This window comes from Azospirillum baldaniorum, from assembly GCF_003119195.2.
In the GTDB taxonomy this organism is placed as follows: domain Bacteria; phylum Pseudomonadota; class Alphaproteobacteria; order Azospirillales; family Azospirillaceae; genus Azospirillum; species Azospirillum baldaniorum.
The window spans coordinates 962,221-974,335 of sequence record NZ_CP022253.1; the positions used below are offsets into that span (position 1 = coordinate 962,221).

Below are 12,115 nucleotides of genomic sequence, written 5' to 3' on the forward strand. Positions count from 1 at the left end.
GTGTATTACAATGATGAGCAATCTATCCGTTTGAGGCGAGTCGCCTGGAATCTTCTTCCTCTTGCACGTATCTTTTGAATCGCGACCGATTGTTTGCGTTGCCCAATGGTTGGCGCCGAATGGTCGGCCGGCTTGCAATCCGAAGGGGGCAAGCGATGCGAGAGGAGGATGTGGCGGGGGACGACCGTCGTCCCGCCGACTCCGCCGGACTGCGGCGGGTTTTCGACACGATCGGCGTGGCGGTCGCCCTGCTCGATCGGCAGGGACGCATTGCCGATCTCAACGCGGCGATGCTGCGCGCCATCGGATGCCCGCAAGATCTGCTGATCGGGCAACCCATGGCCGGCGCGTTCGTCTGGGGCGGCCGGGAGGACGCGGCGGAGCGCTTCGCCCAGGCGATGGCCGCCGCGGGCCGGGGGCTGGTGCAGGAACTGACCCTGACGGGTGATGGAAACTGGTTCGACATCGCGCTGACGCCGCTGCCGGCGGAACCCGGTGGCGAGCCCACGGGCATCGTCATGACCGCGGCGGACGCCAGCCGCCGCATGGGCGTGGAGGCAAGGCTGCGTGTACAGGAGGAGTCCCTGCGCGCCGCGCGGGACGAGGTGACGCGCGCCGGCCAGACCAAAGTGCGGTTCCTGGCCGCCGCCAGCCACGACCTGCGCCAGCCCGCCCAGTCGCTGACCCTGTTCGGTGCGGTCCTGGCGGAGCGGCTGTCCGACCATCCGCAGCTGCCCTTGGTCCAGACGATGAACCGGGCGGTCGAGGCGATGCGCGGCCTGCTCGACGCGCTGCTGGACGTGGCCCGGCTCGACTCCGGGATCGTGTCGCCCGACATGGCGCCCTTCGCGGTGGCCGAGATGATGGAGCGGCTGGAAGCCGACTATGGCCCGCGCGCGGCCGCCAAGGGGCTGAAGCTGCGGGTGCGCCCGTTCAAGGCGCAGGTCCGCAGCGACGCCATCCTGCTGGAACGGCTGCTGCGCCACCTGCTCGACAACGCGGTGCGCTACACGGCGTCGGGCGGGGTGCTTCTGGGCTGCCGGCGGCGCGGCATGATGCTGTGCATCGAGGTGGCGGACACGGGCGTCGGCATCCCCACCGACAAGCTCGATGAGATTTTCGAGGAGTTCGTCCAGCTCGGCAACGCCGAACGCGACCGCAGCCGCGGCCTCGGCCTTGGGCTGGCGGTGGTGAAGCGGCTGTCGCATCTGCTCGGCCTGCCGGTCCGCGTGCGGTCGCGTCCGGGGCGGGGCACATGCTTTACGGTGGAGGTTCCCTTGCACGCTTCCTGGAATCCCAATGGGACGGAACGCGCCATGCCGTCCCTGGACCGTCCCGGCGCGCTGGCCCTGATCATCGACGATGAGGAACTGATCCTGCAAAGCCTACGGCTGGTGCTGGAGCAATGGGGATGGGACGTGCTGGCCGCCGCATCGGGGGAGGAGGCGCTGCGCCAACTCGACGGGGCGGAGCGGCTTCCCGACGTCATCATCGCCGACTACCGCCTGCGCTACGGACGGACGGGAGTGGACGCCATCCGCGACATCCACGCCTTCGCCGGGGACCTCATCCCGGCGATCCTGCTGACCGGCGACACCAGCCCCGACCGCATCCGCGAGGCACGGCGCAGCGGCTTCACCGTCCTGCACAAGCCGGTCACCCTGTCGGAGCTGTCGTCCCACCTGGAGGAGGCGCGGGGACGCGCCGCGGCGGAGTGACCGTGGCGGTGACTGCCGGGGTGGCGGCGTCTACCGCCGCAGGCCGGTCACGATCTCCAGATAGTCCGGCTCATCCGGCGTCAGCCAGCCGTGTCGGACCATGAAGTCGATGACGACGAGATTCACGTTGAATTTCCAGTCCTTCGTCGTGCGCACCGACTCCGCGACGCGGTCCAGCGGCCACAGCTCGAACCGCTCGACCTCGCCGTCGGTGTTTTGCGGGACGAAATCCGCGTCGAGTTCCAGGTCGTAGAGGAAGAGCGTGTCCTGCTTCAGCCCGGCCTCCGTCTCCATGCGGTAGGTGACGGCCCCGACGGGGATGGCGCGGGACGCCAGGGCGGCGTCGATCCCCGCCTCCTCCTGCGCTTCCTTGACGAGGTTCTCCGCCAGAGTCAGGCCGATCGGCTGGCCGCCGGCGATCATGTTGTCGAGCTTGCCTGGCGCCACCTCGCGGTCGCGGGCGCGGCGCCCGATCCACAGCGACAGGCCGCCGTCCGGCTGGCGGACGAAACCGTTGACATGCAGCCCGTAGGCGGGGGTGCCGAACTGCGCCACCACCGCGCGGTCGATGCGCATCAGCGGCTCCGCTCCCCAAGCCGGCATGACCGGGTAGAACTCGCCGCGCAGGGCGGAAACCGCCCCCGTCTCGACGAGGAACTGGGCGGCGTGCGCCATCACCGAGGATCGCGTCTCGAAATCGCGGACCTCCGGGGCCAGCGTCACCCGGTCGGTTGTGACGACGAAGCCGGGATCGATGTCGGGAAGCTGCTCGGCCAGCGCGTGGCGGACCCAGCCGAGGCGATGGCCTTCCAGCTCGAACGGACGGAAGCCGGAGAGGTCGTGCGCGTTGCACGCGCGGATGTGGTCGAGATAGCTCATGCGACTCCGTGTAGCGCCAGCGCCCCCCGCCGTGCAACCGTTCTTCCGCGAGACGATTCCCAGCCGGTGGGAGGCGATGCCAGCCGGTTGCAAAGGACGTGCTCGCGGCGTACACACACGGCCTATCGGACTTGGGGGAACAGGGCGATGCCGGCGGCGTTCGGGGATTTTTCGGTTCTTGTGATCGAAGACGAGAGCTTCACCCGCATGGTGCTGGCGAAGATGCTGGCCACGCTGGGTTTCCGCTCCGTTCATCAGGCCGCCGACGGCGAGGCTGGGCTGGCCGCGGTGCAGGCGCACGAGCCCGATCTGGTCGTCTGCGACGTGGAAATGCAGCCGATGGACGGGCTGGGGTTCCTGAAGGCCTTGCGGGCCAGCACGGACGCCCGCCACCGCGCGCTGCCGGTGGTCTTCATGACCAACCGCGCCGACCAGAGCCGCATGGACGAGGCCGCGGCCTTCGGCGCCGACACCTTCATCGTCAAGCCGGCCACGCCGGAGTCGTTGAAGGGGACGCTGGGCGCCAAGCTCGGTTGAGAGACAGCTACGCTGCCGGTTGTGTTTATTTCTCGGCCTATCTTAGGGTTGCAAAAATACTGCTAAATTCTTGATCTTACGCGTCTTTGTGATTTGCAGAAAATTATGCGCTGCAGCATTACGCGCAGCTCACCCAATTTCTGCCTTGTTGATCCTCTCTGACAAGGCTCACCATCTCTCTTTGGAAGGGGGCGTGCTCATTGCCCGTACGTTATTATCTCAAGTGCGCAGATGCAGACAGAAGGTTCGTGCCGGCTATCTTTATGGCTATGGATATCTCTATTCTGTCGATAAGCTATCTGACTGTATCCGTGCAACGTGACGGGCAGTGGCGATGTATACTGAAGCATGTGGTTAATGATTGATGGGCAAATTTACCGTCAACCGTAGCGCCTTTGTGTATTAAGTTGGGAGGATGTTCTGGAGGGTGATGGCGTAATTGGCGAAGTCCAACGAATCTCCGAAGATGGTATTCGAGCCTCGCTCCGGAAACCAATTGGAAATTTTGGCTCTGCCGAACTCACCTTCATCTTCCCTGTCAGTTCTCGCGCTCTGGTTGTTCCGGGCACGCACGCTGCATGGTCTATTACTGACGACCAGTCTGTCCGGCCGCTCCACTTTTCAGGCGATCAAGGCTTTCCTCCTGGAAAGCTCTAGGTCGAGCATTACATTCAGTTTTGAAACATTCGGGTTAGGTCCTTCATGAGGTGTGCTGAATTTGGGCAGCAATGAAGGTTCCATGGTAGGTGTCTCTTGAACCATTCCCGGATGGGAATGGAAAAGGTGACGCTTCAGAGATATGACGAGCGAAAGCATCGTCGATAGTTTCCGGATGTGGTGCTGCCGGGGAGCGTGCAGCGGGCATTGTGCCCGCCGCATCGTCCATGCACTAGAGAGGAGGTATATAATGAAGCTCCCAACTTTTGCCTTTGTCGTGATGTGGGGCAAGTGGAAGTTCAGTCTTTCGCGTCTCTAAACACTGACCCCTAATGCTTGGGGCTGGCGAGGCGTCGGATGTTACCGCATCCGACGCCGACCCATAAGAATCAAAGGGCTAAGCCTATAAATAGAACTGAATCTCGTCCTCAGCAAGCCTGACGATTGGGGGGGTGTCGAGAAAAGCAGCATGGTCTTGTATATGGCCATATTCCATTTGTGGCTATGGCGCCTCCATAATCGTGTCAGCTACCTCGGGATATTTTGGTGGCAAGACTTAGCGCCAAATCGGGTCAATCAGACCGGTTGGGGCGATCACATTTTTTCCCTAGATGTGTGGCAGGACTGCAAAAATGCGGCCAAGTGCTTGATTCCAGATCGGCTTCCGGATTCCCTGCCGATGGTGCGCCGCAATGGTAAAGGCAGCTCACCCAAATTCTGCCTTGTTGATCTGCTGTGATGAGGCTCACCATCCTTCTTTGGAAGGTGTGGACCGCGCCGATCGCCCATGCGTTAATATCCGGAGGCACGGCAGTGGTCACAGGCATGGAAGTGTGTTGTTAAGAAATAGACGGCACACTTAACGTTAACCGTAGCGCCTTAGTGGGTTAAGGTGCGTGGATGCACTGGAGGTCGATGGGTGATCGGCGAAGTCCAGCGAGTCCCTGACGAACGGCATCCGGGCCGCGTTCCGGAAGCCGGCTGGAAGTTTCAACCCCATCGAACTTCGTTGCTTTTGCCGTCTTTTCCGCCGGTGCTTGCACGCCGGTTCTCCCGGACAACCCGGCCGCGTGGTCTATTACTGACGACCGGTGTGTCCGACCGCCCGTCTTTTCAGGCTATCAAGGCTTTCCTCCTGGAAAGCTCTAGGTCGAGCATTACATTCAGTTTTGAAGCATTCGAGTTTAGCACTCCGAAGGGGGCGCTTCATTTGAAGGGCAACTGGATAAAAGGTCTGGCTTTCGACGGTGAGCGGGGGTGCCGCGGGACCGTTGTGTCCGTGACGCCCCAGAGTTCGCACCTGCGGCAGGTGCCGCCCCCGCCGCCCGGGTCCCCCGGCGGCAGCCCCGACGCATCGGACTAAGAGACACGGAGAGCGGAATGTTCCCGGCCGACGAACTGTTCACGCGCTACACACAGTCCTACGAGGGGCGCCGTGAGGTCGAGATGAGCCTCACGGAATACCTCCAGGAATGCCGCGACGACCCGATGATGTATGCCTCCGCGCCGGAGCGCATCCTCGCCGCCATCGGCGAACCGGAAATCGTCGACACCGCCAAGGACCCGCGCCTTGGCCGAATCTTCATGAACCGGACGATCAAGATCTATCCGGCCTTCGCCGACTTCTACGGCATGGAGGAGACGATCGAGCGGATCGTCGGCTTCTTCCGCCACGCCGCGCAGGGTCTGGAGGAGCGCAAGCAGATCCTCTACCTGCTGGGCCCGGTGGGCGGCGGCAAGTCGTCGCTGGCCGAGCGGCTGAAGTCGCTGATGGAGAAATGCCCGGTCTATGTCCTGAAGGCCGGCAAGGAGGTCAGCCCGGTCTTCGAAAGCCCGCTCGGCCTCTTCAACCCGGACGAGATGGGCGACCTGCTGGAGGACCGCTACGGCATCCCGCGCCGCCGCCTGACCGGGCTGATGAGCCCGTGGGCGGTGAAGCGGCTGGACGAGTTCGGCGGCGACATCTCCCGCTTCCGCGTCGTCAAGCTGCATCCCAGCAAGCTGCGCCAGATCTGCGTCACCAAGACGGAGCCGGGCGACGAGAACAACCAGGACATCTCCTCGCTGGTCGGCAAGGTCGACATCCGCAAGCTGGAGGTCTACAGCCAGAACGATCCCGACGCCTACAGCTTCTCCGGCGGCCTGAACCGGGCCAGCCAGGGCCTGCTCGAATTCGTCGAGATGTTCAAGGCCCCCATCAAGATGCTCCACCCGCTGCTGACGGCGACCCAGGAGGGCAACTACGTCGGCTCGGAGAACATCGGCGCCATCCCGTTCCAGGGCATCATCCTCGCCCACTCGAACGAGGCGGAGTGGCAGTCCTTCAAGAACAACAAGAACAACGAAGCCTTCATCGACCGCATCTGTGTCATCAAGGTCCCCTACTGCCTGCGCGTGCAGGAGGAGCAGCGGATCTACGACAAACTGGTCAAGGGCTCCGATCTCGCGACCGCGCCCTGCGCGCCGTCGACGCTGGAGATGCTGGCGAAGTTCTCGGTGCTGTCGCGCATGCGCGACCATCCGAACTCCAGCCTCTACTCCAAGATGCGCGTCTATGACGGCGAAAGCATGAAGGAGACCGACCCCAAGGCCAAGTCCATGCAGGAATACCGCGACCAGGCGGGCGTGGACGAGGGCATGGACGGCATCTCCACCCGTTTCGCCTTCAAGGTCCTGGCCGCGACCTTCAACTACGACTCCAACGAGATCTCGGCCGATCCCGTCCACCTGATGTACATCCTGGAGCAGTCGATCAAGCGGGAGCAGTTCCCCGACGACACCGAGAAGAAATACATCGAGTTCATCAAGGCCGAGATGGCGCCGCGCTATGCGGAGTTCATCGGGAACGAGATCCAGAAGGCGTATCTGGAATCCTACAGCGACTACGGGCAGAACCTGTTCGACCGCTATGTGGATTACGCCGACGCGTGGATCGAGGACCAGGACTTCAAGGACCCGGACACCGGCCAGCTGATGAACCGCGAGCTTCTGAACCAGGAGCTGACCAAGATCGAGAAGCCTGCCGGGATCGCCAACCCGAAGGACTTCCGCAACGAGGTCGTCAAGTTCGCGCTGCGCGCGCGGGCGGCGAACGCCGGGCGCAACCCCTCCTGGACGTCCTACGAGAAAATCCGTGAGGTGATCGAGAAACGCATGTTCTCCCAGGTGGAGGATCTGCTTCCGGTCATCAGCTTCGGGTCCAAGAAGGACGGCGAGACCGAGAAGAAGCACAACGAGTTCGTGTCGCGCATGATGTCGCGCGGCTACACCGAGCGGCAGGTCCGCCGGTTGGTCGAGTGGTACATGCGCGTGAAGCAGGCCGGCTGACGGCCCGCTTCGCCACACGAGCGTGAACGGGTAGGAGGGGCTCCCCCTTGATGAACATCATCGACCGTCGCCTGAATCCGCAAGGCAAGAGCCTGGCCAACCGCCAGCGTTTCCTGCGCCGTGCCAAGGAGCAGGTGGTGAAGGCGGTGCGGGATGCCTCCGGCAAGCGTGGCATCCAGGACATCGAAAACGGCGAGAAGGTGACCATCTCGACCGGCGGCGTGCGGGAGCCCTCCTTCCACCGCTCCGGCGCCGGCGGCGTGCGCGATTACGTCGTGCCGGGCAACAAGGAGTATGTGGAGGGAGACACCATCGCGCGGCCCGAGAGCGGCGGCGGTCGCGGCGGCAACGAAGGCAGTCCGGACGGGGAGGGCGACGACGATTTCCGCTTCGTCCTGTCCCGCGAGGAGTTCCTGGACATCTTCCTGGAGGACCTGGAGCTTCCCGATCTCGTCAAGCAGAAGGTCAAGCAGACGGAGTCCCACTCGCTGACGCGGGCGGGCTACTCGGTGACCGGCTCGCCGGCCAACCTGAACCTCGTCCGCACCATGCGCAACAGCCTCAGCCGGCGCATCGCGCTGAAGCGCCCCAAGCCGGCGGAGATGCTGGAGCTTGAGGCTCTTCTGCGCGAGGCGGAGGACCGCGGCGAGGACCCCGAGAAGCTGCGGGAGATGCGCGACCAGTTGGAGCGGCACTATCTCCGCTCCAAGCGCATCCCCTTCATCGACCCGATCGATGTCCGCTACAACCGGTTCGAGACGGTGCCGAAGCCCATCGCGCAGGCGGTCATGTTCTGCCTGATGGACGTCTCCGGCTCGATGACCGAGCACATGAAGGACCTCGCCAAGCGCTTCTTCATGCTGCTGTTCCTGTTCCTGAAGCGGCGCTACCGGTCGGTCGACATCGTCTTCATCCGCCACACCCACGAGGCCAAGGAGGTGGACGAGGACACGTTCTTCTACTCCACCGAGACCGGCGGCACCGTGGTCTCCACGGCGCTGGAGGAGATGCAGCGCATCGTCAAGGAGCGCTATCCGGAGAACGAGTGGAACATCTACGCCGCCCAGGCGTCGGACGGCGACAACATGTCGTCGGACAACGCGCGGTCGGCGGGTCTGCTGCGGGACGGTATCCTGCCGCTGTGCCAGTACTTCGCCTACATCGAGGTGGCGGCGGAGCACAACATGGGCCTGTCGGCGCTGGGCCGCGAGACGGAGCTGTGGCGGACCTACAAGACGGTCCAGGGGCCGGATTTGCCGATCGCCATGCGCCGCGTCCGCTCCCGCCGCGAGATCTTCCCGGTCTTCCGTGACCTGTTCGCCCGCGAGAAGGCGGGGGCGTAGGCGTCTCCCTGCCCCCACCCCAACCCTCCCCCGCTGACGCAGGGGAGGGGGCTTCGTTTCCCTCCCCTGCGAAGCGGGGGAGGGTCAGGGAGGGGGCAATGCCCGCCACCGCAAGGCCGCAGCAAGAATCGGGGCCAAAACCCCGCAGAGTATTGAGAGGATGTGAGGCATGAGCGCTGTGATCGACAAGCCCGACAGCCTGCTCTACGACGGGGCGGACTGGGATTACGACCAGATCAAGCGCGTCTACGACGCCATCGAGGACATCGCCCTGAAGGACATGGGCCTCAACGTCTATCCCAACCAGATCGAGGTCATCACGGCCGAGCAGATGCTCGATGCCTATTCGTCCATCGGCATGCCGCTGATGTACAAGCACTGGTCCTTCGGCAAGCATTTCGCCCGCGACGAGATGCTCTACCGCAAGGGCTACCGCGGCCTCGCCTACGAGATCGTCATCAACTCCAGCCCCTGCATCAGCTACATCATGGAAGAGAACACCATGACGATGCAGACGCTGGTGATCGCCCACGCCGCCTTCGGCCACAACCATTTCTTCAAGAACAACCAGCTCTTCCAGCAGTGGACGGACGCCGAGGGCATCCTCGACTATCTGGAATTCGCCAAGTCCTACATCGCCCAGTGCGAGGACCGCTACGGCCACCACGCGGTGGAGCGGGTGCTCGACGCCGCCCACGCCCTGATGAACCAGGGCGTGCACAAGTACCCGAAGAAGCGCAGCCTCGACCTGCGGCTGGAGCAGAAGCGCGAGCGGGAGCGGCAGGAGTACCAGGAGCAGACCTTCAACGACCTGTGGCGCACCGTGCCGAAGGTCGCCATCGGCGGCAACCGCCCGTCCAAGTCGGTGTCGGAGCGCAAGAAGCTGCTCGGCCTGCCCGAAGAGAACCTGCTCTATTTCCTTGAGAAGAAGGCGCCGCGGCTGGAGCATTGGCAGCGCGAAATCCTCCGCATCGTCCGCCACATGGCGCAGTATTTCTACCCGCAGAAGCAGACCAAGCTGATGAACGAGGGGTGTGCGACCTACACCCACTACACCATCCTGAACGAGATGCACCGGCGGGGGATGATCAGCGAAGGCGCGATGCTGGAATTCCTGCATTCGCACACCTCGGTGGTGTTCCAGCCGGAGTTCGACGACCAGCGCTTCTCGGGCATCAACCCCTACGCGCTCGGCTTCGCGATGATGCAGGACATCCAGCGCATCGCCGAGAACCCCACGGACGAGGACCGCTACTGGTTCCCCGACCTCGCCGGGCGGGGCGACGGCATGGGCGCGCTGCGCGACGCCTGGGCCAACTTCCGCGACGAGAGCTTCGTGCTCCAGTATCTCAGCCCGCATTTGATGCGGAAGTTCAAGATGTTCAGCGTGCGCGACGACGCGGAAGACCCCTATCTGCTGGTCGAGAACATCCACAACGAGCGCGGCTACCGCGGCATCCGCAAGCTGCTGGCGCGGCAGTACGACCTGGGCTTCCTGGAGCCGGACATCCAGATCGTCGACGTCGATCTGGCCGGCGACCGCAAGCTGATCCTGCACCACCGCGTGACCAACGGCGTGCTGCTGGACGAGAGCGACGCCAAGGCCGTGCTGCGCCACATCGCCAACCTGTGGGGCTACGAGGTCCAGCTCGTCGAGGTGTCGGCCCTGTCCGACGCCATCCTGAAGGAACACGCGGTCACTGCGCCCAGCGGCATCGGGGGGTGATGGGGGCGGGGTGGGCCGCGTGTTGCCCCCACCCCGGCCCTCCCCCGCTTTCGCAGGGGAGGGAGATTTTAGCGAAGTTGCGGCAGTCCCCTCCCCTGCGGCAGCGGGGGAGGGTTAGGGTGGGGGCGACGCCTCCGGGTCCAGCGTGTACAGCTCCTGCGGGCGGCCCACTCCACGCAGCAGGTAGCGCCCGACCGAGATCAGCCGTTCCCGGCACTCCGGGGCGGACTCGGTGAAGGCGGAGGACAGCAGGATGTCCTGGTCGAGCGACCGGCACATGGCGGCGATGCGGCTGGCCTCGTTCACCGCCGGGCCGACGACGGTGAAGTCCAGCCGGTCTACCCCGCCGATGTTGCCGTAGAACACCTTCCCCTGGTGCAGCCCGAGATAGAAGCGCGTCACCGGCAGCCCGGCGGCGGAGCGGCGGCTGTTCAACTCCTTGCAGCGCTCCCGCGCCTCCTCCGCCGCGTCGAGGGCGGCGCGGCAGGCGTCCTCGGCGCTGGAGCGGTCGAAGACCGCCAGGATGCCGTCGCCGATGAACTTCAGCACCTGCCCGCGGTGCCGGTGGATCGCCGTCACCACCAGCTCCGCGTAGTCGTTCAGCAGCGGCAGGATGGTTTCCGGGGCCGCCGTGTCGGTGATGCGGGTGAAGCCCTGGAGGTCGCTGAACCACAGCACGGCGTCCAGCTCCTCCGCCACGCCGCGGCGGATGTGGCCGCGCAGCACCCGGTGGCCCGCGTCCCGCCCCAGATAGGTCTCCGCCAGCGTGTTGGCGATGTGCGCCATGGCGTGGCCGCGCAGCGCCAGCGCCAGACTGCCGGTGAGGGTGAGCAGGGCGTCGCGCTGGGCGTCGCTGAAGCCGTCGGGATGGTGCGACACCCAGGAGGAGAAGATGCAATCCAGCTCGCCGATGGCGGCGCGGGGGCCCAGGCGGTTGACGATGGCCATGTAGTCGGTGGCGCCCTGCGCTCGGAGCTCGTCGACGATCGGGAACTCGCCGCCCTCCGTGCCGTCGGTCAGCCGCAGGCGCAGCATCGTCTCGCCGGAGGTGTAGAGCCGGTGGAAGGGGCTGCGCAGCCATTTCTCGTCGATGTCGGGATCGCTGCCGTCGCCGCCATACTCGGTCCGGCGCACCTCGGCGGCGTTGCGCCCGCTGCTGTCCCAGGTGACGACATGGCCGGCGATGGTCGGGTGCAGCGTGTCCGCCCCGACCACCGTCCGGGTCAGCGGCACGCCCGCCGCGACCAGCCGTTCGCAGAAGCCGCCGATGAGGTCCGTCTCCGGCACCCCCCGCAGCCCGGCCTCCGCGATCCAGCGGCTGAGGTCGAGAATCCCTTGCGCATCCATGCCCGCCATCCTGCCACAGGTGGCGCCCTTCGGGAACGGAGGGTCAGCAGCGGGACAGGGCGTCCGCGATGAAGGCCGTGACCGTTCCGAAGTCGCCGGTTGTCCGCAATTCGGCGGGCATGGCCTGAAAGTCAAGCTCCGGTCCGAAACCGATCATCGGCTTTCCGAAGCGCAGGGCCAGCCGGACCTCGTCGAGCGTCCCGTGGCGGCCCGGCAGGACGACGATCACGTCGCTGGTCAGGATGTTGACGTGGTTGCGGCTCAGCTCCGTCGGCGGCGCGCCGGCCGGCTTGCGCGCGAAGGGCGTCAGGATGGGCAGGTCGATGTAGGGGTTGGGGTAGCCGGGCAGGGGCGCATGGCCGCGGATCGGATCGGGCTCGGACGGCAGGATGCCGATGGAGCGGCCCCGGCGCCCCGGCGTGCCGTGGAAGGCCCGCGCGGCCGACCGCATCACCCCGCCGCCGCCGCCGGTCAGCAGGTCGTGCCCGGCCCCGGCGATCCACGCGCCGAGCGGCTCCGCGTAGTCCGCCCATTCCTCCTGCCCCGACCCCATCACCCCGATGATCGCCATATCCATCCGC

8 protein-coding genes are annotated in these 12,115 nt (G+C 65.1%); 5 read left to right on the forward strand and 3 right to left on the reverse strand.

The genetic code is table 11. The features are described from left to right. Positions 1 to 155: 155 nt before the first annotated feature. Entirely contained in the window at positions 156 to 1,718 is a 1,563-nt protein-coding gene (locus Sp245p_RS04540; protein ID WP_014241311.1) for a hybrid sensor histidine kinase/response regulator, read from the forward strand. 30 nt (positions 1,719 to 1,748) lie between these two features. Here the strand turns inward: Sp245p_RS04540 and Sp245p_RS04545 are convergent, their stop codons facing one another. Then, positions 1,749 to 2,597, reverse strand: coding sequence for a DUF4743 domain-containing protein (locus Sp245p_RS04545; protein WP_014241310.1), 849 nt, complete (start codon positions 2,595 to 2,597; stop codon positions 1,749 to 1,751). Positions 2,598 to 2,744: 147 nt separating this feature from the next. Between Sp245p_RS04545 and Sp245p_RS04550 the strand changes: the two genes are divergently transcribed. The 4 genes from Sp245p_RS04550 (at position 2,745) to Sp245p_RS04565 (ending at position 10,187) form a co-directional block, all read left to right on the forward strand. Continuing rightward, a complete protein-coding gene (locus Sp245p_RS04550) occupies positions 2,745 to 3,134 on the forward strand; it encodes a response regulator (RefSeq protein WP_014241309.1) in 390 nt (129 codons plus the stop codon). Positions 3,135 to 5,171: 2,037 nt separating this feature from the next. Further along, on the forward strand, positions 5,172 to 7,118 hold the full coding sequence (locus tag Sp245p_RS04555; protein WP_038526373.1) for a PrkA family serine protein kinase: 1,947 nt from the start codon (positions 5,172 to 5,174) through the stop codon (positions 7,116 to 7,118). A 50-nt stretch (positions 7,119 to 7,168) separates the two neighbouring features. Further along, positions 7,169 to 8,461, forward strand: coding sequence for a YeaH/YhbH family protein (locus Sp245p_RS04560; RefSeq protein ID WP_041811201.1), 1,293 nt, complete (start codon positions 7,169 to 7,171; stop codon positions 8,459 to 8,461). A gap of 169 nt (positions 8,462 to 8,630) precedes the next feature. Next, positions 8,631 to 10,187 (forward strand): SpoVR family protein, encoded by a 1,557-nt coding sequence (locus tag Sp245p_RS04565; RefSeq protein WP_014241300.1) that lies wholly within the window; start codon positions 8,631 to 8,633, stop codon positions 10,185 to 10,187. Positions 10,188 to 10,301: 114 nt separating this feature from the next. On the opposite strand, the gene Sp245p_RS04570 is transcribed toward Sp245p_RS04565, so the two are convergent. After that, positions 10,302 to 11,534, reverse strand: coding sequence for an adenylate/guanylate cyclase domain-containing protein (locus Sp245p_RS04570; protein WP_014241299.1), 1,233 nt, complete (start codon positions 11,532 to 11,534; stop codon positions 10,302 to 10,304). Between the two features lie 43 nt (positions 11,535 to 11,577). After that, on the reverse strand, positions 11,578 to 12,105 hold the full coding sequence (locus tag Sp245p_RS04575) for an SLOG cluster 4 domain-containing protein (protein ID WP_014241298.1): 528 nt from the start codon (positions 12,103 to 12,105) through the stop codon (positions 11,578 to 11,580). Positions 12,106 to 12,115: the final 10 nt, after the last annotated feature.